General features: G+C 43.9%; 26 protein-coding genes. 11 read left to right on the top strand and 15 right to left on the bottom strand.

The features are described 5' to 3' along the window. Positions 1–552: 552 nt before the first annotated feature. From rocF to MKY42_RS01695, 4 genes are all read right to left on the bottom strand, one after another. Complete coding sequence (gene rocF, locus MKY42_RS01710) at positions 553–1,521, bottom strand: arginase (RefSeq protein ID WP_257031670.1); 969 nt, start codon at positions 1,519–1,521, stop codon at positions 553–555. 53 nt (positions 1,522–1,574) lie between these two features. Next, positions 1,575–2,768, bottom strand: coding sequence for an ornithine--oxo-acid transaminase (locus MKY42_RS01705; RefSeq protein WP_179262086.1), 1,194 nt, complete (start codon positions 2,766–2,768; stop codon positions 1,575–1,577). Positions 2,769–2,908: 140 nt separating this feature from the next. Next, a complete protein-coding gene (locus tag MKY42_RS01700; protein WP_090905378.1) occupies positions 2,909–3,565 on the bottom strand; it encodes an amino acid ABC transporter permease in 657 nt (218 codons plus the stop codon). A gap of 23 nt (positions 3,566–3,588) precedes the next feature. Then, a complete protein-coding gene (locus MKY42_RS01695; protein WP_339848202.1) occupies positions 3,589–4,410 on the bottom strand; it encodes a transporter substrate-binding domain-containing protein in 822 nt (273 codons plus the stop codon). A 328-nt stretch (positions 4,411–4,738) separates the two neighbouring features. Between MKY42_RS01695 and MKY42_RS01690 the strand changes: the two genes are divergently transcribed. Further along, a complete protein-coding gene (locus tag MKY42_RS01690) occupies positions 4,739–5,383 on the top strand; it encodes a GntR family transcriptional regulator (protein ID WP_090905382.1) in 645 nt (214 codons plus the stop codon). Between the two features lie 177 nt (positions 5,384–5,560). On the opposite strand, the gene MKY42_RS01685 is transcribed toward MKY42_RS01690, so the two are convergent. After that, positions 5,561–6,301 carry a class I SAM-dependent methyltransferase gene (locus MKY42_RS01685; protein ID WP_339848199.1) on the bottom strand — a complete coding sequence of 247 codons (741 nt, stop codon included), beginning with the start codon at positions 6,299–6,301 and terminating at the stop codon, positions 5,561–5,563. Between the two features lie 164 nt (positions 6,302–6,465). Here MKY42_RS01685 and MKY42_RS01680 point away from each other — a divergent pair, with 164 nt between their 5' ends. Further along, positions 6,466–6,822, top strand: coding sequence for a hypothetical protein (locus MKY42_RS01680; protein WP_090905386.1), 357 nt, complete (start codon positions 6,466–6,468; stop codon positions 6,820–6,822). 253 nt (positions 6,823–7,075) lie between these two features. Here MKY42_RS01680 and MKY42_RS01675 read toward each other — a convergent pair whose 3' ends face one another. From MKY42_RS01675 to MKY42_RS01660, 4 genes are all read right to left on the bottom strand, one after another. Continuing rightward, positions 7,076–7,303 carry a cold-shock protein gene (locus MKY42_RS01675; protein WP_024633773.1) on the bottom strand — a complete coding sequence of 76 codons (228 nt, stop codon included), beginning with the start codon at positions 7,301–7,303 and terminating at the stop codon, positions 7,076–7,078. A gap of 189 nt (positions 7,304–7,492) precedes the next feature. Continuing rightward, positions 7,493–7,693 (bottom strand): cold-shock protein, encoded by a 201-nt coding sequence (locus tag MKY42_RS01670; RefSeq protein WP_024633772.1) that lies wholly within the window; start codon positions 7,691–7,693, stop codon positions 7,493–7,495. Positions 7,694–8,082: 389 nt separating this feature from the next. Further along, positions 8,083–8,319, bottom strand: coding sequence for a hypothetical protein (locus MKY42_RS01665; RefSeq protein ID WP_090905388.1), 237 nt, complete (start codon positions 8,317–8,319; stop codon positions 8,083–8,085). Between the two features lie 138 nt (positions 8,320–8,457). Continuing rightward, entirely contained in the window at positions 8,458–9,243 is a 786-nt protein-coding gene (locus MKY42_RS01660; protein ID WP_090905390.1) for a CPBP family intramembrane glutamic endopeptidase, read from the bottom strand. 306 nt (positions 9,244–9,549) lie between these two features. Here MKY42_RS01660 and MKY42_RS01655 point away from each other — a divergent pair, with 306 nt between their 5' ends. Then, on the top strand, positions 9,550–10,227 hold the full coding sequence (locus MKY42_RS01655) for a phosphatase PAP2 family protein (RefSeq protein ID WP_177185941.1): 678 nt from the start codon (positions 9,550–9,552) through the stop codon (positions 10,225–10,227). Positions 10,228–10,376: 149 nt separating this feature from the next. Here the strand turns inward: MKY42_RS01655 and MKY42_RS01650 are convergent, their stop codons facing one another. Next, the gene (locus MKY42_RS01650; RefSeq protein WP_090905394.1) at positions 10,377–11,156 is read right to left on the bottom strand and encodes an AraC family transcriptional regulator; all 780 of its coding nucleotides are present in this window, start codon (positions 11,154–11,156) and stop codon (positions 10,377–10,379) included. A 112-nt stretch (positions 11,157–11,268) separates the two neighbouring features. On the opposite strand from MKY42_RS01650, the gene pyk reads away from it, so the two are divergent. Beyond that, positions 11,269–12,684, top strand: coding sequence for a pyruvate kinase (gene pyk, locus MKY42_RS01645; protein ID WP_076292255.1), 1,416 nt, complete (start codon positions 11,269–11,271; stop codon positions 12,682–12,684). A 138-nt stretch (positions 12,685–12,822) separates the two neighbouring features. Here pyk and MKY42_RS01640 read toward each other — a convergent pair whose 3' ends face one another. Further along, complete coding sequence (locus MKY42_RS01640; protein ID WP_090905396.1) at positions 12,823–14,352, bottom strand: PAS domain-containing protein; 1,530 nt, start codon at positions 14,350–14,352, stop codon at positions 12,823–12,825. Positions 14,353–14,521: 169 nt separating this feature from the next. Next, a complete protein-coding gene (locus tag MKY42_RS01635; RefSeq protein ID WP_179262092.1) occupies positions 14,522–14,971 on the bottom strand; it encodes an SRPBCC family protein in 450 nt (149 codons plus the stop codon). A 294-nt stretch (positions 14,972–15,265) separates the two neighbouring features. On the opposite strand from MKY42_RS01635, the gene MKY42_RS01630 reads away from it, so the two are divergent. The 4 genes from MKY42_RS01630 to MKY42_RS01615 all read left to right on the top strand — a co-directional run bounded on the left by MKY42_RS01630 (position 15,266) and on the right by MKY42_RS01615 (position 21,529). Then, positions 15,266–19,063, top strand: a complete 3,798-nt coding sequence (locus MKY42_RS01630; RefSeq protein WP_179262094.1) for a DUF4073 domain-containing protein — start codon at positions 15,266–15,268, stop codon at positions 19,061–19,063. A 352-nt stretch (positions 19,064–19,415) separates the two neighbouring features. Beyond that, a complete protein-coding gene (locus tag MKY42_RS01625) occupies positions 19,416–20,153 on the top strand; it encodes a WecB/TagA/CpsF family glycosyltransferase (RefSeq protein ID WP_339848189.1) in 738 nt (245 codons plus the stop codon). A gap of 24 nt (positions 20,154–20,177) precedes the next feature. Next, entirely contained in the window at positions 20,178–20,723 is a 546-nt protein-coding gene (locus tag MKY42_RS01620) for a DNA topology modulation protein FlaR (RefSeq protein WP_339848188.1), read from the top strand. Next, positions 20,720–21,529 carry a helix-turn-helix domain-containing protein gene (locus MKY42_RS01615; RefSeq protein WP_090905403.1) on the top strand — a complete coding sequence of 270 codons (810 nt, stop codon included), beginning with the start codon at positions 20,720–20,722 and terminating at the stop codon, positions 21,527–21,529. The genes MKY42_RS01620 and MKY42_RS01615 overlap by 4 nt, the downstream gene beginning before the upstream one ends. A 63-nt stretch (positions 21,530–21,592) precedes the next feature. Here MKY42_RS01615 and MKY42_RS01610 read toward each other — a convergent pair whose 3' ends face one another. Then, positions 21,593–22,126, bottom strand: a complete 534-nt coding sequence (locus tag MKY42_RS01610) for an MOSC domain-containing protein (protein WP_091002222.1) — start codon at positions 22,124–22,126, stop codon at positions 21,593–21,595. A 264-nt stretch (positions 22,127–22,390) separates the two neighbouring features. On the opposite strand from MKY42_RS01610, the gene MKY42_RS01605 reads away from it, so the two are divergent. The 3 genes from MKY42_RS01605 to MKY42_RS01595 all read left to right on the top strand — a co-directional run bounded on the left by MKY42_RS01605 (position 22,391) and on the right by MKY42_RS01595 (position 24,254). After that, positions 22,391–22,747 (top strand): DUF1304 domain-containing protein, encoded by a 357-nt coding sequence (locus tag MKY42_RS01605; protein WP_181458580.1) that lies wholly within the window; start codon positions 22,391–22,393, stop codon positions 22,745–22,747. A 118-nt stretch (positions 22,748–22,865) separates the two neighbouring features. Then, positions 22,866–23,666: a DUF4261 domain-containing protein gene (locus MKY42_RS01600; RefSeq protein ID WP_339848186.1), complete on the top strand. Its 801-nt coding sequence runs from the start codon at positions 22,866–22,868 to the stop codon at positions 23,664–23,666. A 228-nt stretch (positions 23,667–23,894) separates the two neighbouring features. Further along, on the top strand, positions 23,895–24,254 hold the full coding sequence (locus MKY42_RS01595) for a hypothetical protein (protein ID WP_090905409.1): 360 nt from the start codon (positions 23,895–23,897) through the stop codon (positions 24,252–24,254). A gap of 153 nt (positions 24,255–24,407) precedes the next feature. Here MKY42_RS01595 and MKY42_RS01590 read toward each other — a convergent pair whose 3' ends face one another. Together MKY42_RS01590 and MKY42_RS01585 are read right to left on the bottom strand one after the other, a co-directional pair. Further along, the gene (locus MKY42_RS01590) at positions 24,408–24,902 is read right to left on the bottom strand and encodes a GNAT family N-acetyltransferase (RefSeq protein WP_090905411.1); all 495 of its coding nucleotides are present in this window, start codon (positions 24,900–24,902) and stop codon (positions 24,408–24,410) included. Then, entirely contained in the window at positions 24,899–25,408 is a 510-nt protein-coding gene (locus MKY42_RS01585; RefSeq protein WP_090905413.1) for a hypothetical protein, read from the bottom strand. The genes MKY42_RS01590 and MKY42_RS01585 overlap by 4 nt, the downstream gene beginning before the upstream one ends. Position 25,409 lies beyond the last annotated feature (1 nt).

The following is a 25,409-nucleotide window of genomic DNA, read 5'->3' as shown; positions in this document are numbered from 1 at the left end:
GTTCAGTTTTCAAAGATCAAACTTGTTTCATTGCTGTGCGTTGTTCACCTCAGCAACTTTTATATCTTATCACATCCGAACCAACTTTGCAAGCTCTTTTTTTAAGTTTCTTTCGAAGCTTAATTGTTTTGCTTGCCGCACCGTATTTCTCGTGTTTTCTTGGCCGGAATTAGAATATACCATGCACAGATTTGGAATGCAAGCTTTATTTTCAAATAACTTTAGAAGCACATTCTCCATCAGATAATCTCAATCTCTTTCTTCTATTAGAAGGGCCCTCGTAATTATACTCATCACTCCCAAGGGAACCAAGAGGCAACGCATAACCAAACATTCTTACTCTATAAGGCCAACTTCACACCCCATCCATTCAAAAGCAAATGGTGCATCCAACATCTATAGCCAGGGAAGTCATTCATACCTATCTTCATTCAGTCGAAGATCATATGGATGAGTCAGACCCTGGCTCTTATATAACATTACATTATATGATTCGACATCACCTTCTATATAAGCATGAATTCATCCCCACACGAAATAGCTATCCGATCGTTATAAGATCCGTTTACCCAGCAATGAAGCAATCAGCTCTACTCCAAGGCGGGCCGTATGCCTGTTCTGATCAAACAGCGGGTTAACCTCCACCAGATCCATAGACGTGACTTGGTTGGTGGAAGCGAGCAGCTCCAGTGCAAAATGAGCTTCACGGTAATTCAGCCCCCCTGGTACCGGCGTACCCACACCCGGAGCCTCACGCGGATCAAGACAATCCATATCAAAGCTAATATGAATACCATCTGTTCCTTCTCCGACTACAGCCAGCGTCTGTTCAACAACCTGTTGTATACCCATCCGGTCAATATCATGCATTGTAAAGCTCTTGATGCCAAGTGCTCGGATCTGTTCCTTCTCATATACATCCAAATCACGCAAGCCAATATAGACCAGGTTGGAAGGATTAAGGAACGGCCCCGCGCCCGGAATATGTGACAAGTTAAATGCAGAATGCCCCAAAGCGGCAGCAACACTCATCCCATGCATATTTCCAGACAGACTACGCTCTTCTGTATTCAAATCCGCATGAGCATCAAACCAGATCACACCCAGATTGGAATAATGCGCAGACAACCCGGCAAGAGAACCTATAGCTACACTGTGATCCCCACCCAGAACAAGTGGAAAAGCTCCTTCCGCTATCGCGCCAGACACTTCATTGCACACTCGCTCGCTCACCTGTCTAACCTCGGATAAATATTTCACACGATTGCGTTCAATTGGAGCTACAGACTCTGAGGGACAATCTACACGGATCTCTTTTGATACTTTCAACCCAAGGCTAGCAATTTCACGTTTCAATCCTGCGGTAATGAGTTCATCCGGACCTAACTCAGCACCACCTCGGGCCCCGCCTAATCCAAAAGGCACCTTAATAACGGCAACGTCATGATGACGCAAATGTAATTGGCTCGTTTCATTAGAAGCACTCAGCGTTCCTGCAGATTCCATATCATTGTTTCCCATGTAGGCCAGCTCCTTCGCTGCTTATATGAAGTAATCAAAGAATCAAAGGTTTATCAGTCACCCAGCACCTGAGCAATTCGCTCCAACGCCCAGTCGATCTCAGTCTCCGTAATGGTCAGTGGCGGTGCAAAACGGATCGTTGTTTCATGGGTTTCTTTACAGAGCAGTCCAACAGACATTAACTTCTCACAATATGGGCGTGCAGGTACATGCAGATCAACACCGATGAACAACCCTCTGCCTCGAACCTCACGCACAGCTGAACTGCGAATTCCCTGAAGCTGTTTCATAAAATAATTCCCCAGACGCTCCGAGCGCCCTGCAAGCTTCTCATTTTCCAGAACTTCCAGTGCCGCAACAGCCACTGCGCAGGCAAGTGGGTTCCCCCCGAAAGTGGAGCCATGAGAACCCGGTTCAAACAAATCCAGTATTTCTGCATTTGCAGCAATAGCCGAGATGGGTATCACTCCCCCACCTAGCGCTTTACCCATAATCCAGATATCAGGCTCAACCCCCTCCCAGTCAGAGGCAAAACGGCGTCCCGTTCGTCCGAATCCGGTCTGAATTTCATCCGCCACAGTCAACACCCGGTGCTGTTTGCACAGCGTAAAGGCTTCAGCAAGATATCCTTCTGGCGGAATGACAATACCGGCCTCCCCCTGAATGGGTTCCACAAGAAAAGCGGCCGTATGCGGTGTAATCGCAAGTTTAAGCGCTTCAATGTCACCATAAGGAATGATTTTGAATCCGGGTGTAAACGGACCAAAGTCTTTTTTGTACTCTTCTGAAGATGAGAAAGAGGTGACCGTCAGTGTTCTTCCATGAAAATTGCCGGAGCATACGATAATTTCAGCTTGATTTTCCGGTACACCCTTGCAGCGATATGCCCATCTTCGTACTGCTTTCACGGCCGTTTCAACCGCTTCAGCTCCCGTGTTCATGGCCAGAATTTTGGGTTTGCCTGTAAATTGCGAGAGCTTCTGATAAAAAAGTGATGCCGCACTGCTGTGAAATGCCCGTGATGTTAATGTTACCCGATCTGCCTGATCTTTCAGCGCCTGAATGATTACCGGATGTCTGTGCCCATGATTTAATGCCGAATATGCACTTAACATATCCATATAACGGCGACCTTCGGGATCTTCGACCCATACTCCCTCTGCCTGCTCAATGACGATCGGGAGCGGATGATAATTAGGTGCAGCATAACGTTCCGACCAATCCATTAACATTTTCGAATCTGACATATACTCCCAGCACCCCTCTTTGATTATATTGTATACAAAATACAATATCAATGTATGCTTCGCCACGACCATTTACGACTCCTGCTCACTTTTTCCGCGATCACCTAATTTCACTTCATTCGCAGACTTTCCGTATTCCGTTATCGGGATACGGAAAGTCTGCGTTCCAGCCAGGTGAGCAGGTTGGCCAACGTAAATGTAATTACAAAATAGAGGGCAGCAGCAACAAGGAGCGGGGCAAGCGGCTGGAAGGTAACCCCCTGAATGGCTCTAGCCGTATATATAATCTCAGCAATCCCGATCATGGAAACAAGCGAGGAATCTTTAATGATAATAATGAATTCATTACCGATCGCCGGAAGCATGTTTCGAAAGGCCTGCGGCAGTATAATGTAGCGAAGCGTCATGCTATGGGACATCCCAAGAGAACGCGAAACTTCAGTCTGTCCTTTATCAATTGCCTGAATCCCCGCCCTGAACACCTCTGCCATGTATGCCGAGCTGTTCATGGTCAATGCGACCACCCCCGACATAAATGCGGTTAGGTTCACACCAATTACGGTCAGACCATAATGAATAATGAGAATTTGCACCAACATCGGCGTACCGCGAATGAGTTCGATATACGCGGATGCTGCGAACTTGATAGGCCACACTCGTGATATACGCAGCAGTGCCACCATAACCCCCAGCAAAGTACCAAATAACACCCCAAAGAAGGAAAGCTCCAACGTCACCCACGCGCTACGCGCATAATCCTGCCAATGTTCGGATAGAAAGGAGAAATCTAAATTCACGGTATATCCCTCACTCGCCCGGTTTATTCGCCTAACATCTCATTCGCTTCAACAACGAAGCGTTCGATATCTCCGTCCGTTTTGAGCTTCTCCAGCGTACTGTTGATCTGATCAACGAGCTCCTTGTTGCCTTTTTTCACGGCGATTGCCGATCCTCCTTCATCCTCTGCCTGTTCAATCTTCACATTTGCAACAACCAGTCCCTCCTGGTTCTTTACATACTGCTGCGCAACCGGCTTCTCCAGAATAAGCGCATCTACCCGCCCGGTCTGCAATTCAAGAATCAATTCGGGAATTTTGGCAAGAGAAGTAAGTTTGGCTCCTTGAATATCCTGAGCAATGCCTTCCTGAATGGAGCTTTTCTGCACACCTACCTGCTTACCCGACAAATCATCCAGTGAGGTTATCGAGTCGCCTTCGTCAGCTCTAACGAGCACAGCCTGTTCTGCATAATAGTAGATATCCGTAAAATCAACGTTCTTCTTTCGCTCTACTGTAGGTGTTAAGCCCGATATAACAAAATCGACCTTGTCCGTGCTCAGCGCCATAAGCAAGCCATCAAAATCCATATCCTCAATCTTCAGCTCAGCTCCCATGTCCGCAGCAATCACCTTGGCAATCTCAATATCAAAACCAACAATAGTGTCCTTGCCATTAATGCTTTTGTGAAATTCATAAGGTGCGTAGTCTGCACTGGTGCCAAGTACGATAACTTTCTTCTCTGCGCTACCACTCTCCGAGGATGGAGAAGGTTCCGACCCGGCCCCCGTCGTTTGTTCCTGCCCACAAGCTGACATGATTACCACCATTAACAACAGCATCATTGGCAAAAGCACTCTTTTCACTCAACATACCCCTGTTCTGTTTTGGAATGATAAAGACATATAACTTGTATACAATATACACAAGGCAATATATGGACTTTGATGTAAGTAATACTAACAAATAATCTATTTCATGGCAATGAATTTAACACATTTATACACTTTAATTCCATAATACGTAATTTATTTAACATAAAACTTACATTGATTTAGATCATTAAGATTGCTTGCCCAACTCCCCCCTCGGTGTTAAGATGATAAAAACTTGAAACTCCCGAACGGCGCACCATTACAGGGCTCACACCCTCACACATCCAATCATCACTATATACAGAAGGGGGGATTCGGTATGGAGGCACCCAAATACCGGTCCTTGAAAGATCACGTTTACGATTATATCGCACAGAAAATTCAGGACGGGACATTGCTCCCCAATCAGAAGATTAATGAAGCGGAGATTTGCAAAAAGTTGGACATCAGCCGTACACCTACTCGGGAAGCCTTATTTCAGCTCACTTCTGACAATCTTCTGCAATATATCCCACGCAGGGGATTTATCGTGGCTCCATTTGATGCTGGCAAAAAACTCGAGTTCTCGCAGGCCATCGGTGCGCTTGAAGCACTTGCTGCTACACTCGCAGCGGACCAGCTCAAACCGTCTGAGCTCCTGGAGATGGAGGCCCTTATTGCACGGATGGATGAAGATATCACCCAGCTCGATCTGGCTGCTTACAGCAAGAATCAATATCAATTTCATAACCTGTACATCCAGCGCTGCGGCAACGCCACTGTCATCGAGATGTTAAACACGTTAAAAAATAGCTTTATTCGCCAATCATATGTCAGCGACAACAAGCCGAAGCTGTCCAGTGTACTTAATGAGGTAAATGAAGAACATCGCCAAATCGTAAGCGCTTTTCGAGCCAAGGATAAACCGCAACTGGAAGCTCTGCTGAAGCATCACTGGCGCATTATCGACAACGATATGCTGTAATGCTTTCATCCAAAATCTGGCGTGGACTATATTCATCGCTCACTGGTTTGGATTGAGCGTCCAAGAACAAAGAAAAAGCAATCCACTTAGAGTGGGTTGCTTTTTTGAATACCAGACTTCATCAGCCTATTTTTTTCACATTCGTTATTGGACTACCCTCTCCGCCAAAAAGTATTCCTACTCTTTCTGTTTATTACCGCTATCCATTGATGACTTTGCTTCAAAAACCGCATAACCCAGTCTTTTTCCGTATCTTGCAAGCAAACGATCATTGGTGCGTCCCATACGCTGCACTTGCTCATCCTCAAACAAGCTCATATCCATCTCTCGATGAGGATCATGATCCACGCCCCATTTTCCCATAGAACGAGAATGTTCCTTGACCAAGACCTCAGTAAATCCACACTGTCTGAGACGTTTCTTCCATGTAGTCATGGTTGCCAGGGTCCTTATTCCATAAAATTGTTTCAACCTACGGCTCATCACTTCTGTCTTCCTGCCGGATAACACCATCTCCCGATCAATGAATAGACCACCTGGCTTCAATACTCGCTTATATTCCGCAAGGGTACTTCGCCACTGGGTAAAGATGGTGACGGACTCTACAAATACCACATCAAAATAATGATCCGGAAAAGGTAAGGATTTTACATCCGCCTGAATAAAACGAATATCCAAGCGCTCCCGTCTTGCGCGTCGCACCGCTTTCTCCAACATCTGCCGATTCAGATCAACCGCGGTTACCCGATAGCCCTTTCGGGCGAGGTAACAAGCCGTCCTCCCTGTACCACATCCCACCTCAAGCACCTTGCTATGCGCAGGCAGAGACAGCGTATCCAACAGTTGCATCGTTGCTGTAAATCCTCCCGGATGGGCACTCCCTTCTCCAAGCCGGGCCAGCAAATCATGATAATCCATGAGATCCCCTCCCTTTTACTCCCTCCAGTGTATGGAGCAGATATAAAAACGGCTCCTCCCCATCTAATTTCCGGGTACTCGTCCATACCAATCGGTCTTCTTTTTACTATGATATACAAACCGTTGAATTCAAGCGGCAACCGCACCTAATGAGGAGGATTTGCATGTACAGAATTAATCCGGTATGCGAAGAAACGGTTTCTCCGCACGTTGGACGTTCCGTTTGTCTCGTTATGAACGACGGTAAGCATATGTATGGTACGCTTGGTCAATGTCGTGATGGTAAAATTTATTTGAACGGATGTTTCGAAGGACCACGGCTGTGTTCAGTCAAATCCAAACAGCAGCTTGTAAAAAGCAGCAAGAAAAACACTGTTGCAACAAAGAAAGTTAAATCTTCGGCCTACGGTCCATATGGAGGATACGGCGGAGGTTACGGGCGTTACGGCTATGGAGCTGGAGCAGGGATCGAACTGGCTCTGGTAGCAACCCTGTTTCTGCTGCCATTCCTGTTCATCTAAAATCTCTAAACAAACAAAGAACCTTCTTGCATGAAGCAAGAAGGTTCTTTGTTTGTCATTTATCGTTAATTCAAACCCTAGATCCAAGTAAAAACATTGTTGTAAATCGGATGTATTAATTGAAAAAAAAGATATAAAAAAAGGCATTCGCCAAAACGAATGCCGGGAACTTCTTATTTAATACCCTTACCTTTGTACAAGATGTCAGGTTCAACTTAAAAAAAAACACCTCGTTAGAGGCGGGTAAGCTATGTTAAATCCGATTTCCTTTAGGCATCGTTTTCAGATTACTATTCGAATTTTCAAGCAATGGCAGCATCCTGGTCGTGCTAACCATCTCAGAAGCACATATCGGACAAGTAGGCACGCTATCAAACGCAAAATTGTCCCGCATCCATCCTTTGCACGTATCACTCGTACATTCCCAGATTGCCGCATCCGCTTGTGGAATCTCTTCCAACGGTTTTTTGCGATTATACATGACTTCTACCCCCTTTGTTATGGAAAAACATCTGATCCGACGTTATTTCACAGAAGCCACTACTTAGCGGAAGTTTTGTCCCGTCCGGACTTCTGTCTCGACAACTATTGGGCCGACTTTCATTATAACTGCTCAAAAAAAAGAAGCTGCCTTTACCATTATAACATGTTAAAGGCAGCTATGCTTTAATTACAGTTTTACAACTTCTTCTGCTTGAGGACCACGGTTTCCTTGTACAATTTTAAATTGCACGCGTTGACCTTCGTCCAGCGTTTTGAAGCCTTCGCCTGTAATAGCGCTGAAGTGTACGAATACATCTTCTCCGCCTTCAACTTCGATGAAACCGAAGCCTTTATCAGCGTTGAACCATTTTACTGTTCCGTTTTGCATGTGAATTACACCTCCAAATAAAGATTAACATGTTCCTTTGTTCTTTGCAGCAAGCAAATAAAAATTCACACATTGAAAAAGGTACCAGTCATAACCTATAAGTGATCGCCCTTTACAATATGTGAATTAGGTTTTCCACTCTCTACAACTTGTTTTTATTATAACTCCGTTTTCACCAAAAAGCAAATCTTTGTATTTTCTTTTCAAACAGCTTTGGAAATACATGTTATTCGCACGCACAGGAACAGGGTTTGTCGCTTGCCCTTCCGCTCATTGCGGTCTTATGAAAGGATATGCAGATCCGAACCAACTTATACATTTTCTAAAAAAAATTTTGACATGCATATCCAACACATCCATGAAAGCTCAATCAATCACAGGATAACACTCTAGGTCCATGCCCACATAAAGGCATCCCGATCCCATGCAATCTGCCCACGATGCAGCTTGCGGAACGCTTTCTTCACTTCTTTTGATAACGAAGTATTTCCATTCTCATTCACAAATACAAATTCTTCTCCAAAATTGGACCTTACATATTCAATTGCAGCTTCCTGATGAAGTGTACCGGTGAATTTAATCTCCTGTACCATCCATTCCGCCACTGCCTGTGCTGTCTTTTCCACAATATCACCTATTTATCTACCCATTGTACGGTTGGACGGACTTCCGATTGATTATGAACAAGCCTGCCATACCGCCAGATTGAAGTATACCACGTTCCAATGGCTGGCGGTTAACAGAGTTAGGCTTATCACGCCCGTTTAACGAACCACTGAACTCCCCTGTGTAGTACTCTCTGAAGAAGATAATTTCGTTCGAACGTTAAACGTCAACCATACGCAATAAGCAACCAACACAACCAATATGAAGATATCGTAGGCAAGTGTCCCGGTGTCTTGCCGGTCGTTCCCAAGAAATTGAATTAAATTATGTATGAAATGAAAGAGGATCAGCGGCACGATATTCCCGTTTTTCAACATTAACAGCGCGAGCGCCGCTCCAAGCAGCAATGCATAGATTAGTTGCAGAATGGTGTCTGCCATACTCTGACCGGATAATGCATTCATGATATGGGTGATGGAAAATAAAACACTAGAAGTGACAACTGCCGCAACCGCACTCTTACGAAGCAACGTTTTGAAGATCAGTCCACGATAAATGGTTTCCTCCACAAAGGCGACAAGCAAGGTGAAAAATATAAAAAAGGCGACCTTGGAGAAGGCTAACTCTGTAAATCCTTTCAGCGCAAGAGTACCCAGTACAAGGAGTAGCGGAATATAATACTTTGCATGACTTGCCGGGATAGTTCTTATGGAGCGAAATCCGATCTCTCTCCATTTGCGTCGCAGGGTGAGATAAATAATGAGCACGAGGGCCATTGGAGTAAACGACATCAATACTGGTGATGTGTAGTCCAGTTGCTTCACGGTAGCTACCGCCCCTGCCGCGAAAACCGCGAGCAAAAGGAGCAGTTCAATAATGACTACCGTCAGCACGGGCCTGCGCGTGGAAAAGGATTGGTTTTGCTTGGATTGCGGGATGTTCATAGATTGTAATAGCCTCATTTCATTTTTATTGGTTGTCATATGAACTTATATGACAATTTAGTTTTATCATATCTATTCGATATTCTGCTATCCTTTTCTGGATAAAACTATAAAAGTAACAAAAAAGAGAATTTCTCTTACAGCTTTTACCTTACAATCAGGTATGGCTCAAGTGCTAAAATGTCTATTATAGTATTAAAAGAATGAATCGGTGCAGGGTTACGACATTTCTGCAACGTCATATATATGGAGAGTTAAGATGAGAGCTGTGAAATGAAGAACGAAGAACGAAATCAGGGGGATACTATGAAAGCATTATTTCTGCGCTGGGGACATTTGCTGGCAATCTTATGTATACCGCTTCAAGGTTCCATTTATGTTTTGTTAGGCAGTAACACCGGAAGTGATGTCTTCTACAATTATGCCTGGATTGATACACAGATTCCTTTTATCAAAGAATTTATTTATCCTTATGTCAGTTGGATGCCGATTCTGTATCTTGGATTTCTCTATTTGGGTCTAACAAACAAATCGCTATTCTGGCGTATGATAATTACCTATAACGTAGGAGTAATCGCAGCCAACATCGTTTTTGCGGTCTTCCCTACTTACGTGCCTCGACCGGAAGCTATCGGAACAGGTTTAAGCAGCACGCTCGTACAGTTTATCTATACCAATGATGCTCCATACAACTGTTTTCCAAGCATCCACTGTCTCACAAGTTATCTGCTCTTCATCATCATCAATCGACACTTAAACTTCAAACCAATGGCGCGGATCTCATGGTCGATATGGTTGTGGCTAATTATTGCTTCGACGGTGTTTGTAAAGCAGCATTCGCTGCTGGATGTAGCTGGCGGCATTCTGTTCGCGGAAGCAGCGTACTGGGCTGTGCATGTAGTTGCAGTTCGCGCTGGACTGGCAAGCAAAAAAACAAAGCAACCACTTACAGCTACAAATACAAGCAGCAACCGCTTAGTATAAGATCTATATTGCATCGGCAGGAGTAATTCAACTGTCATGAAACCAGAAAGAGGGCCTCGGCCCTCTTTTTTTGCGTGATTGCAAGTTGATGTTTAGTTAATACTTAAATGAAAGAACTTTTCAAGACGCAACCATGAGGACCCTGTCCTTCATACAATGGGTGGACGTTCATGGAGCAGATCAGATGGAGGGCTTCCCATTAAACGCTTGAATATCCGGTAAAAATAAGACAGATCTCGGTATCCGAGAAATTCTGCAATTTCCTGAATGGAGAGCTGTGACTCGGTAAGCAAATACACTGCCCTTTTCATCCGTTGATCATGAACATATTGGCTGATCGTCTGATTTGTCATGCTTTTAAATAACGCGGCTGCGTAATTAGGAGTTTTACCGATCTCATCCCCGAGCTCTTCTTTCGTAACTTTCTCTCGGTAATGCCGCTCAATGTATCGCTTCATCCGCTCCGCATGAAGATGTCTCTCCGGTGGAATAACACCGCGGTCCAGCTCCCTGTTTATATAAATAAGCACTTCCATCAATAAGGCTTGGCTCATCATGACATAATAAGACGGACGTTCCTGCCATTGTTGTTGGATAGCTTTCATACGTTCATGGATCAGTTCATAACATCCGGGCTTATGTCGCAAGGCCTCACTCCGTTCCAGCGCAGGCAAACCTTGTGCATGATCCCCCTGTAATTGAACAACAATTTGCGTGTGAGTTACGGTAGGAATACTTTTGCCGTAATACGGAATGCCGGCGGGAATTAGCAGCAGCTCACCTTTCTCCATGATCTGCTTCTCTCCGTTCACCCAATATACACATTTTCCATAAGTAACCAGGCTTAACCGCCAAGTGGCCTGTGACTGCACCGCTTCTTCGTACCAACCGACACCATTAATGTGTCGTACTTCTAATGGAGTGACCATAACACACCTCATTATTGGACTATATTCTAATCATTGTACTATAGTTCATACCCTGATTCGACAGAAAACGCTACAATACACATATAAGCAAACATATGAGGAGGAAAACAGCATGTTGAAAACAAAAATTATTTGTACTATGGGACCTGCTTGTGACTCAATCGAATTGTTAAAAGTAATGATCCAGGAAGGGATGACGGTTGCCCGTCTGAATATGGCTCATGGTGAGCTGGAAGATCACGTGGCACGGATTAACAATATCCGCAAAGCAGCTTCCGAATTGAATACGTATGTACCGATTATGATGGATATCAAGGGACCGGAAGTTCGTATTGGCAAACTGAAAGAAGCATCCTGCCATCTGCAAGCAGGTAAAGAGCTTATCCTGACTACCGAAGAAATTCTTGGTGACGCTGAGCGTATTTCGGTAAACTATCCGGAATTGAACCTTGTTGTAAAACCTGGCGATCGCATCCTCATTGATGATGGTTTGGTGGATCTGACTGTACTGTCCGTGGAAGGATCAGATATTCACTGTAAAATCATCAGCGGCGGCATTCTGAAACCACGTAAAGGGGTTAACTTGCCAGGAATCAAAACGACTTTGCCAGGTGTAACGGAACGTGACGTTATGCACATCGGATTCGGAATCGAAAACGGTATCGAAATCATCGCTGCTTCCTTTGTTCGTAAAGGCGACGACATTCGTGAAATTCGCAGCATCCTGAAAGAACGCGGTGTAGATCATGTACAAATCATCTCCAAAATCGAAAACCAGGAAGGTATGACCAACCTGGACGATATCATTGAAGCATCTGACGGTATCATGGTAGCTCGTGGAGATCTCGGGGTTGAAGTACCAATCGAAGACGTTCCTATGATGCAAAAAGAAATGATCGATAAATGTAACCGCGCAGGTAAACCGGTTATCGTCGCAACGCACATGTTGGAATCGATGCAAGTGAATCCGCGTCCAACTCGTTCGGAAGTTAGTGACGTTGCTAACGCTGTTCTTCAAGGCGCAGACGTTGTGATGTTGTCTGGTGAATCGGCAGCAGGTAAATACCCGGTACAATCCGTGCGCACAATGGCAGCTGTTGCTCGCCGTGCTGAAACGATGATTGATTACAAAGAACAATTCAACCAAAAATCCGCTCAACAAGTAGCTGACATTACCGAAGTTATCAGTCAGGGAGCAGTTAGTTCCTCCCTTGTCCTGAATGCCAAAGCGATCATCACATCTACCGAGAGTGGATTTACGGCGCGCATGATCTCCAAATATCGTCCAAAAGCACCGATCATTGCGGTTACACAGCATGAAGAAGTACTTGCGAAAATCTGTCTGCTCTCCGGTGTCATTCCGGTTATGGGCGACAAAGTAACGACAACCGATGAAATGTTTGAGTCCGCTACACGCAATGCAATTAAAACCGGTTATATTGAAAAAGGCGACATCATCGTATTGTCCGCTGGCGTACCGATTGGTCAATCCGGTAACACCAACTTGATCAAAGTTCAACAAGTATAATTCAAGAGATAGATTTGCATATATCGTGTGTTGAGAATACAAAAAAACAACCGAGAGCAGAAATTGCGTCTCGGTTGTTTTTTCTTGTGTAATTCATTTTATCATCCAACAATCAACAAGGTTAAACCGTATCCCATCTTACAAATTTCGTGAGTAGTTCACCAAATCCTGCGACATCATATTAATCTCATCCATCGAGGCGTTTACCTGCTGTGTCAGGGCAGCCTGATTCTGTGTCAGTGTGGACATGTTGCCAATGTGCTCCAGAATCTGGTCAATGAAGGTCTTCATTGCCTGCATGCTATCTTCAATATTGACGGTAGCCTGCGAGCTATGGTCAGCCAACTTCCGAACTTCTCCGGCCACAACTCCAAAACCAAGACCCAATTCTCCCGCTCTGGCTGCTTCGATCGCAGCATTCAGACCCAGTAAATTCGTTTGGCTGGCAATTTCCCGAATAAACGCTGTAATGTTTTTGGTATCATCTGCACTGCTCTTTACCTGAATGGCCGCGTCCGCGGATAACTCTTGTGCAGTAACCAGTTCCTGAGCCTGATCAGTAATCGAGTTAATTCCACGTACCATCTCACCGATGGATTCGGATAAAAGCTTCGTCTTCTGATTCATCGCTTCGACGATCTGTTCCTTGTTCTTCTCATGTGTCACGTCACGAATGGTTCCCGCTACACGGAGCGGTACTCCGTTACTGTCCCGAACCGTCTCACCACCTGCATGATACCAGCGATATTCCCCGTTCTTACGTTGCAGACGGTAATCCAGATCGTAAGGTGTCCGTCCACTGTAGTCATTCATGTGCTTGGCAAATTCATTGATCGTGCGGTCATGATCGTCCGGGTGAAGCCGGCTGCTCCAACTGCTGAACACATTCGGGAAATCCTGCTCATCGGTAAATCCAAGCTCTCGGCGAAACTGTGGTGACCACCAAAATTCATTATTCGGGTTAACCACATCTCCAGCCACAACGGTCATATCCCACGGCGCTTCCACTAATGCGCGATTTACCAGGTCATAACGGGTAACGAGTGCTTCTAACTCATCGGATTTACTCTTCTCATCATGAATATCAAACATGATTCCCAGAAGTTTAACCGGAACGCCTTGATCATTTCTAACAACTTGTCCAAGACACCGGAACCAGCGCACTTCTCCACTCTTTGTTATCATTCGGCTCGTTACATTGTATGCGGCCTTCTCAGAAGTTGTATTAACGTTTTTCGTAATCTCCTGAACCAGCTGGGGTCTGTCATCAGGATGGACGGATTTGGCCCAACTTGCAAAAGCATCGGGAAAATCCTTCGTATTGCTAAAGCCTAACATTTGACGAAATTCATTGGAAAAAGCAACGATATTATTGCTATCCAGAGGATCTCCTGCTACAATCTCGGATTCCCAGAGTCCGATATTCAATGCCTGATTTAGCATTCTGAGGCGCATATCCGCTGCTTCATTTTGCTTCTTCAGCATATGTACCGCTTTATTGATATTATGTGCAATTTCAACAATTTCCTGAGAATCATTGATTAATTCCAGCTCACTGGTATATATCCCTTGCTCTGCGTCTTTAACCAGTTTACGACTGTATTCCAATAAGTGTTGAAGCGAACCCGCAGGGGCTTGCTTGATCATTTGGGTACGTTTACCAAACATATCGATTTCTCCTCTAAAGTCATTTATATATATTTCGACATCATTAGACATTAAATGTAGAGGGTTTTCATCCATTTGCGAAAAACAACATAAAAAAAAAAACGCCTTATCAGCGCTTTTCTCACATTGTTATGATGTTATATTCATATATTTTCTCGCGATCGGACCTTTACCAGCCAAAATTCAGCGTTTCGCCTGTCTCTACCCATGTCTTGATACTGCTCAATATCATCCACCAGCTACTCTGTGCGTTCGCAAAGGATGGATGGTTGTCCGTAAATTGGTCGTTGATCAGGGTTAATTTCGTACATTCCCCCACCTTCTCCAGCTGAAACACTACTCTGGATTGAAGCTCAGCGTGATTAGCGTGGTAGGAAGGTCCAGGATGCTCAAGGTAACTTAACAAAGATAGAGGTTCGAATTCCAGAATATCGCCGTATACATGAACCGTCTCTGCACCGTCATTCCCAGGCCCTACATAGGCAAACGGCTGACCTGGTTGGAAATTAGAACGAAGTTCGCTGCCAAAAAAGCTGCTCCGTGTACCATCCGGCGAGATCAGGGCATTCCACACCTCTTCCTGTCCGGCATTAATATAGAACTCATATTTTAATTCCATGAACTCACTCCCTATATGTGTTGTATTGAAGGTACAACTCAACTGACATGCTTGCAATACTATCCTATCGTTTACCCCAATCGGCGTATTGTAAAAACGCGACAACAGTGAAAACAAATGATAACCCAATATGCTCATTTATAAATAAAGTCAAACTATCTTTTGTATGAGCAGGAAGCATTCAACAAAAATAATATTGTGAGAAATTTTTTTTCGTATTATGATTAACAGGACTTTAGATGTATTATTTAATCATTTATGAGTAAATAGTCTTATTTTTAAGGAGGATTTTCATTGATTTATCCCAAAAAATTTGGTATTGCTGCTGCTGCAACGATTGCACTCACATTAAGCAGTTCAAGTGCTTTTGCAGAATCCAGTACCACCTCATTCAAAGACCTGAGTAAGGCATCCTCATGGGCTCAATCCTTTATTCAAGAAGCACAAGAAAAAGGATTGCTTAGCGGAGATCGGCAGGGTATGTTTTATCCACTTCAAGAAGTTTCAAGACAAGAAATTGCAATGGCCATCACTAAATTAATGCAACTACCTGTACAGGAATTTAGCTCCACAACGTTCTCTGATGTTCCAAATGAAACATGGAGTGCACAAGCTATTGATGCAGTACATAATCATGGTTGGATGCTGGGAGATAACAATGGTTACTTCCGTCCAAAGAACTCTGTGACAAGGGAAGAATTAGCAACTATTTTAACCCGTATTACTCAAAATAAAGATATAGATCCTAAAGAAGAAGAGCGCCAACTAAGTAATCTAAAAGACGAAAAAAACATCTCTACATGGGCTAAACAATCAGTTAATTCTGTTGTATCTTCCGGCTTAATGACAGGTAGTAATGGTAGCTTCTATCCTAAACAGTATGTGCTTCGTCAAGAATTAGCAGCTATTTTAATTCGACTCGATTCACAAAACAGTGTGAGTAATCTTCAGTTCATACAGAAAATTAATGATGAAAATGTGATTATTGGAGATAAGACCTATCAAGTAGCAGATAATTTGAAGGCATTATTCACATCCAAGAATGAACCTGTTCTACAAAACGCAGGCATTCAATTTAAAGCTGAAAATGGCGTTATTACACAAGTACTTGAATTGAAGCTTGTAACTCCAGGTAAGGCTGCAGTCTCAGGAAAACCTGAATTTTCAGGAAACCTTGTACTCGACGGGGGTAAAATCTCTGTTGAAAAAGACCTGACTGTTGCTGCAGATTATATAACAATTAAGAATATCTCTATAAAAGGCAACTTGGAAATATCATCTGAAGTGAATAACGATTTTTACGCGGAACAAATATCTGTATTAGGGACTACATATGTAAATGGTGGAGACGATAACACCGTTGTCTTTGACCAATCGAATCTTCAAAATATGAGAATTGCCAAAGAAGATGTCCGTGTTGAGTCTTTAAACAAGACAGTAGTTAAAGAAGTACAGATCGAATCCAAGCTCTCAGGGTTATGGGGAGATAACTCCATAACCTATGAAACTGTGAGTATAGGTCAAGGAGTACAGAACGCTTCTTTATATGCACATATTCGTAATCTTGAGGTTAACGCCGGTGATAAAGAAATAACAATATCCGGGACAGGTCATATTGATTCTATGACCATCCAAGGTTCCGGAGCGATCAACGTTCAAAACGCCAAAGTGATTGGTACGGTCACCGTTAACGAACGTTCAGCAAAAGTATCTCTTCCAGCGAATGTAATTGTCCAAAAAATTGTACTTCCAGAAGGTGTCTCACCAGAACAAGTGATTTTGAATTACGATAAAGTTAAATCACAAATTGCAACAATTAACGGGACACCGAATCCAAGCTATACACCACCGGTCACCGGGGGAGGAGGTTCCTCTAATAGTGGAGCAAATGGAGGCAGTTCAGGGGGGACAAGCCCGTCTAACCCTGGAACAAATCCAACAACGCCTACACCTTCAACAGGATATCCTTTTATTGAAGGAACTAGTTATCAGAACCGAATGGAAACATCCGCTGATGGCCTAGTCACCGTAAACCAAACGGGGACGATCTATTATATGGCCGTTCGGTTAGATGATAATGTACGCCCTACTGCAGAGCAAATAAAGAATGGAACACTTACTGAAGATGTACCATTTGCAAACGGCGTTGTACAAGCAACAGCTAACCAATTAACAACCTTTAAAATTGAAGGCTTAGAGCAATCAAAAGCATATGGTATTTGGGCCGTTTTCAAAAATAGCGATACAGGTGAAGAAACTAAACCTAGCTATATCATGTCGGTAAGCAATTACTTGCCTAATAGTGAGGATATCTTGCCATTTAAAAAGAAAAACCTTGAACAAATTAGGATTCAGTTCACTGGTGTGCTTACACCACCAATTACTAGTGTGACCGATCCATCTGCTATTGTAGAAGGCGGGCATCTCAGAAACTATGGTTATGGTTTTATTGAAATTAATTCGATAGAGTGGGATTTAACTATTCCGGATATGCCTATCCTTAATTTAAACTTTGACCCAGTCACACTGGGAGATGGAACTTCCTATAGATTAGACTGGACCTATGTAAAAAATGCTCTGTCTATTAAATTTACAAGCTCTAACGGTACACCTACTGCTCATGGGTTTGGTGGGTTTGGGACTTATACAGGTCCGGAAGTCGTGAATCTTATTACCAAACAGCTCGCTATCGAAATAGGAAGCATTGTTGATCCAACCCAGGCTGAAGAGGTTATGCACCTTCTTGAAGCATACCCTTCTCCGTTAAAACAAGAATTAGGCTTGATTGAGTTTAATGCTCAGCATTATCAGAAGGCTCTCGCAGAACAAGCCGGGAAGTACACAACCTACAGCGATGTTAAAGAAATTGTAGAAGCCGTTAATCAACAATATCCTGCACCAAGCACCAATGAAGCCACTGCTATTCGTTCCCTGAATAGTGCGCAAAGTGCTTCCTTAATGGAGTCATATATCAAGCGTTATGCATCAGCATTAAATATTGATTTAACTGCATTCAATAATTTAAACGCAGCTTCTAGAATTGAGATTGGCAAAATCATTTTAGAATACAGAGAACAATTGCCACAAGGGGAGTTTACTGGCATTGCTCAAATTCGCAGCTATTACGATCTAGCATACGAAGTTGTATCCTCTGCTCCAACTACACTGAATTTTTCAGATACTGACACAAGAGTAGGACTTATTGGGGGAGACGTAGTTTGGACACCTGGTGTAAATGAGGACAAAGTGAGTTCATATGAAATTATCTGGGGAAGTCAAGGTAGAGAGATTGCTTCCATTAATCGAGTGGATAAGGATGGATCCAACCGATATACGATTGCTGAAGGAACATCGATTCCTGAAGGGGCAACCCAACTGTTAGTCCGTGCCTTACTTCAAGATGGTACAGAAACTGCCCCAATTTATATCACATTAAAAGATACATTGCCAGCTGCGCCTGAACAACCGTCCATCGATAATGATGACGCAAAAAATATATTAATTGGAGCAGATTCAACTATGGAGTTCTCTGTGGATGGAGGAACAAACTGGCATAACTATGATGAAGAGAATCCTCCCATCTTCCCAGGTCGCGTTTTTGTACAGGTACGCGTTCAGGCTGATCCAGTAAATCAAGTGCCTGCAGGTAAAGCAAAGACTGTCTCTTTTGTAGATAATGTTGTGATGTATGCCGGCATAAATGATATAAGTAATACTTTTGATACAAATTACATTTCATCAGCCATGGAATACTCATCAGATAATGGAGAGACGTGGACAACATATGATGAAAACAACCCTCCTCAGTTTCCAGGGGATCTGACCATTCTGCTTCGTGAAAAAGGAGGACAATACCTCCCAGCAGCCCCAGCCAAAAGTTTCACTTTTAAATCTAAAGTGAACATTTTTAAAGGAGGGAATACCCTTTCTGCTTCAACGTCAGCTATTGAGTACTCGAAGAATGGTGAAGAATGGATCAAATTCGTTCCACAACAAGTAGTTACATTTCAACCTGGAGATAGCGTAGACGTTCGGGAAGCTGCATATGGTTCATTCCCTGCAGGAGCTATTGAAACAATCACCTTCGATTAAATATGTAGGAGTAAAGATTTTGTTCCTTTTAAGCCGCTATATTTCTAGCGGCTTTTGTTTTTTTAAAGGGAGATCCTCATGCCTCATTACAGTTTAACTGGAAGCATAACCGTATGCCGAGAGTACTAACGGGCAGGGTAGTTGTAATATATGTAAGAAAAGGTTAATAAAACAGATACGCTCTAGTGTTTATTCCGATAATCTTCATCTATTTATTTGTTTCTAGCAAGTATAGACAACGAAAACATTCTATAGTGCAATGCCAGGAGATCAGATATACTCAAATGGAATGAAATAACAGGAAATAGACACCGTTAGGAACGAATAGATCGAGCTCGAAAGGAACAAATATATGAACCAAACAACAAATATTATGGGAATTCCTTTTCCCAATATAACTATGGATCAGACGGTTACGATTCTTGGTGATGTAGTCGATCAGAGACAATCCGAACTGTTCCATGTCATCACAGGCAATCCGGAAATCGTCATGTCCTGCCAGAAGGATCAGGCGCTTCGTTCGGTCGTGGATCAGGCAGGGCTTATTACCGCTGACGGCGCGGGCATTGTTATGGTATCCCGCTTTCGGGGTGGACAATTGACCGAACGGGTAACAGGTTGTGACCTGCTTTTTCGTTTGTTGGAGGAAGGACGCAGGAAGAATTGGTCCTTTTATATGCTCGGGGCAGAAGAAAGTGTCAGTAAGCGGGCTGTAGAAGTTATTACGCAAAACTATCCGGGCGTCATTGTTCATGGCAGACATCATGGATTTTTCACAACGGGCGAGGAGCAAAACATTGTAAAAGAGATTCACGAGGCACAACCTGATTTTCTTATCGTGGCCCTGGGAGCACCCCATGCTGAACACTGGATCAACAAATATCGCCATCAACTCAATGCTCGTGTAGCCATCGGAGTCGGGGGAAGCCTGGATATTCTGGCCGGCAAAACCAAACGAGCACCTGCCATATGGCAGAAGCTTAACTTGGAATGGCTTTATCGACTGCTCAGCCAGCCTTCCAGATGGCGCAGACAACTTATTTTGCCACGTTTCGCTGTTCGTGCGTTGCTGTTCAGGGAGCAAAGGTAAATAACAAAGGGGACTGGTTACGGAATGATCGGTGAACAATCCATGATCAAACTCAGGCCAAACAAAATACATATTATCGGCTCAGTCGGTAGCGGCAAGTCTACACTGGCCCGCCATTTATCCGCGAGGTTAGACCTTCCTTATTATGAGCTCGACAACATAGTGTGGCACCGTGTACCTCAAGGACAGGATATTCGCAATAGTCCGGAGACACGGGACACCCTTCTGCAAAAAGCTGTGGATTCCAATCATTGGATTATTGAAGGTGTGCACTATAAATGGGTAGCAAGCAGTTTTGAGCAGGCTGATCTTATCGTCTATTTAAATACCCCCGTGTGGAAAAGGAATGTGCGCATTCTCAAACGTTTCACAGTACAGAAGCTCGGGCTGGAACAGGGAAATTACCGACAGACATTCACCATGCTCTGGAAGATGTATACATGGAGCTATCATCATGACCGTAAGGAAAAGGCGCTAATCATGGCGTTTTTGCAGCCTCACCAACATAAATTGTGTATGGTTCGTAACGAAGCAGAATTGACTAGATACCTGGAGGAATCGACAAGATGAAACATGAGGATCATGCGATCAGACCCAGTATGGGTCTTCTGAAACTGGATGAGGGCGACAAAAGATATTGCCTGACACGGTATGCCCCTTCCGAGGCATTGAGTTCTTTGGTCAAGCATTTCTGGATCGTCTCCTGGGATCTTACCGGGCATGATCCTTATCCTCAACATGTGGTTCCCAATCCATGTGTCAATCTGGTGGTAGAGCGTGGAAACACCTTTTTCTTTGGTCCATCCGGACAGAAATTCTCCTATCTCGTCCGTGAAAAAGGAACCGTGTTTGGGGTGAAGTTTAAGCCTGGCGGATTCTATCCATTCATTCGTAATCCCGTCTCCACATTGTATGGGAACCCCTTGGATGTCTCTGGTGTGCTTGGTGTCGATGCTCCACTGCTCGAAGAACGTCTGCTCGGAGATGAAAGTGATGCGGACAAAGTCAGTTATATGGATCAGCTTCTCTGTAAACACCTCCCTCCTCCTGATGATCAAGCCATTCTGGTCAGCCAGATTGTGCTGTATATTGAACAGCATCGGGATATGTTAAGAGTCGATGACTTATCTGCCTCCTGGAAAATGCACACAAGAAAGCTCCAGCGCCTGTTCAATCAGTATGTGGGCATCAGCCCCAAAATGGTCATCAAACTCTACCGCCTGCAAAATGCTGCTGAGCTGATGGAGCGGGGTGTGAATTGCGATCTGGTTAAGCTGTCCCAGGACCTTGGATATCATGATCAGTCACATTTTATCAAAGACTTCAAGTCCATCATCGGCAGCACACCTGAAGATTACGTCCATTCCAGAGGATAAAGTGAGATGAACTGCAGTCGAAGCAAAGGACTAGACTGCAATGCAAAAACCTGTCCTGAAGCCTCAGGACAGGCGAACAACTTCGACGGTATCTCCGGTGGTGATGACGCCTTCACGCTCGACTGAGCAGACGATTCCGCGTTTTTTGCGGGCGGCTGGCACGAACTTTTTGCGCAACCCATCCTGCTCGTAGACTTGCTCAATGATTTTCCCTGGGTGTACACAAGGCAGATTCTCCCCTTCGCAGATCAGCCCGGTTCCATCCGGAAACAGAAGTCGGGTCCCGACAGGAAGCTCCGTCAACTTTTCAACACCACGGACCAATAGGTTGGCGCCGAGCCACTCCGGACGTACTTCAGGAATATTCATCTTCTGTGCTATGAGAGCACATTCCTCTTCCGAGACAATACTGATTTGCCTGCGATTTGCAACCGGCGTTCCCCGTTTGTATATTTTCTGGCGGGAGTCGGCTGGGCGCAACAGACCATAATGCCGGTCATTCGGAATTCCAGCGAGTTCAATATCAATAAAAGGTACGACTCGTGTAACAAATGTTGATGGATCATCCGCCAGCAGGACGAATTGAACGGTTCCCACACCCACGCTAATCCCCCTTTTCCATGAGTAATTTCATATTCTTTATTGTTCATTATTACCCAATGAATGGATTTTCGACAATCAGCGTATGTTTATCTTTGTACTTAATCCGTGGCGTCATTATTAATGAAAATCATGAATCCATAAACAATTTACACAATTAATTTGTGTAAAATTAAATTTATACTTTCAGTTCGGATGGTAAACATTTATACTGAGTAGGACAAGTAAATAAATGACATATAAGAAAGCAAGGTGTTTCTTTTGATTAGTATCATTTTCGTGGCTATTGTAGCCATCGAGCACTTCTACATCATGGCGATGGAGATGTTCCTGTGGACCCGTCCACGCACGATGAAAACGTTCGGTCTTACCCCTGAACTAGCCGAATCCACCAAGTCCATGGCAGCCAATCAAGGTCTGTACAATGGATTTTTGGCCGCAGGTTTGATCTGGGGACTCGTTTATCCGGATGCATCCGTCGGACAGCACATTCAGATCTTCTTCCTGGCATGTGTCATTATCGCCGCCCTCTACGGAGGTGTAACCGCTACTCGGTCCATCATTATCAAACAAGGGCTGCCTGCGATCATTGCATTACTTCTCGTTCTTTTCCTCTGATCACCTGATGGGCAGTACCATACCGGGATTCATTAAAAGCTCCAATGTGGTAAGGTATGGTTATAAAGGCATCGGAATATGCCTGATCATGTGATTGGTCTGGAAAGGAGAACGTTTCATGGGACTGTTTGACAAGCTTCGACGCCGCAAAAAGGAAAACGCGACCGCAGGTGGAGCCGTACATACTGCTCCATATAGTGAAACTATCGTCGGATTTGTTTTGCTGGAGCACGAAGATTGTAATTTTGATCACTTTATTAGCACGATGAAAAACGAGTGGAATATTGAGATTGAGGAACGTCCGGAGGAAGGCAATCTTTTTTTCGAAGTGAATGGAATGCAAGTCGTGTGTGCACATATTAATGCTCCAATTCCTGACCACGAAGTAGAGGAAAATGCCAAATTAAATGTGCTGTGGCGGGACGCAGTACAAGTCACTTCAAGACATCAATCTCAGATTATTGTCTCTGTACTGAATGCAACTGACGCCATACAGGCACATATTCTGTTCACCCAAACAGCGAGTGCTTTGCTCCAGCTTGACCATGCGCTGGCTATATATATGGCGCCACTGGTGGTGGAAGCAGGTCAGTACGTTAACATCAGTCGTGGAATCAAGGATGATGAACTGCCCGTCTCCCTCTGGATTTTCATCGGATTATTCCAAAGTCCTGAAGGCGCATCAGCCTATACTTATGGGCTACGCAACTTCGGGAAAGAGGAGATGGAAATCACTCAATCCGAAAAGCCCTTAAGTGAAGTATTTGAAATGATGTATATGACTGCGAATTATGTTGTTGAAAACGATGTAACTCTGCATGACGGCGAGACGATTGGCTTCTCCGCAGAACAAAAGCTGCCCATCAGCCGCTCGGAAGGAATAGCGACAGAGGGCAGCAGCTTGAAGATTGGTTTTTAGACATTGTTAAGAGCCGTCCAGATTCTTCGTGACTGGGCGGCTTTTTATGTTTGATGTCTGGTTTAGCTCATCAACATTCGTTCCCTGAAACTGTATCTGCTAGGAGGACATAGTTCATAAGTATTAGAAAATAGTGAACTTTGTTTTCATCTCCGCAAATTGAGGGTATAATTAATAGGCCAATAGACTTATATAGTACATAATATTTTATCGCGAGGGAGTTGCCAAATGTCTGTAAAACGATTGAATTCACCTAAACCTATTATTGAAATAGTTTGGGAAGGGGTGGTTACTCCTGAACAGGTGGAACAAACAAATATTGAGATAAAAAAAATAGCGGAGCAATTGGGTAACTCATTTGATGTGCTGGTGGACATGCGCAATATGAAGGCATTTCCTCAGGATACAAAAGAGAAAATGGTGGAGCACCAGAAGCTGCTGGCACAGTGGGGCATGAAGCGTGCTAGTGTAGCGGTTGGCGGAGCGATTGCCAAAATGCAGCTAAACCGGATCTCCAAAGAATCGCAGCATCAGACCGAATTCCAGTGGGAAACATATGATGACGCTTTGGCATTTTTATTAAACTAATTAAAAAAGGGCTGTTATGTGAGCATAAAGGAAATACGGTGTGAGGAGCATGCAGTCATATCTTAAGGCGCTTCCCAGCAAATGAGGGGAACGCCTTTTGTATTTTCAAACTCTCCATATGAAATGAATATGTTTATCATGTTTGCGATAAGATCATGGGTTCATCACACACACCATCGTTACAGATGTGCCGCACATGCCCTGTTCGACGAATCCGAAACGCTGATAAAGCCGAATTGCTTCATTGTCCGGGTCAACACTGAGCGAAACGGCGTCAATTCCCCGCTTTCGAGCCTCTTCTAATGCCTCCTGAATGAGACGGGTACCTATTCCTTTGCCACGCGCTGTCTCAATCACGGCCATTCCCATCTCAGGTGTAGCCTCATTTACATAACCATATCCCGCATTCTGATCATTAAAAAACCGCAACGTAACCGAACCCATACGTTTGCCCTGAGAATCCACGGCGATAAATCCGAAATCTCCATCTCTCCCCCAGCCTTCAACGTACTTGGACATGCCGGGGCTATGAATGATCTCAGGATCAAAAGGCTCTTCGCCCTCCCGCTTGAACATGGATGCATACAACATCTCCCACAGAAAAGGGATATCCTGCTCCTCAATCGGACGTAATTGATACTCCGTCATTCCTTTCCCTCCTTCAAATTAGTAAATAGGCGTTCCATTTCACTTAAATTAAAATCATTGGTAATTTCATAATTTTCAAGCTTGTCTCTCGTTTTATATCCGCTATAGATAGAGACGGCATGTTCGTTATAAAACGTAATTCCAAAGCCTACTGTAAATTGATCTTCTTTCTTAGTCAAAATCTGCCAGTCATAGTAATACGGCTTCCCCTCGGATCGCCCTGAGATATCTGTTTCCGTTAGTCTTCTTAATTCGATATCCTTCGCAAGCTTCAACACCTTTCTAATCTCTTTGGGATCTTTAATAGTCACTTCTTTTTCATCGTATGGATCGGTGGTCGGTATTTTTTTGATAACCAGAATCTCCAGTGTATCCAGCATACTCATATGATCCGTGACTTCAGCTCGAAAGGTGGTATGTTGTCTCGAAATGTACATTGGTAACACAATAGCTGCAATCACGAGTAGAACAACCACACCAAGAATGGTTTTGGTTCTTTTTTTCATT

It is taken from the genome of Paenibacillus sp. FSL W7-1088 (assembly GCF_037969855.1).
GTDB lineage: Bacteria > Bacillota > Bacilli > Paenibacillales > Paenibacillaceae > Paenibacillus.
This window is presented reverse-complemented; position numbering and strand designations above follow the sequence as displayed.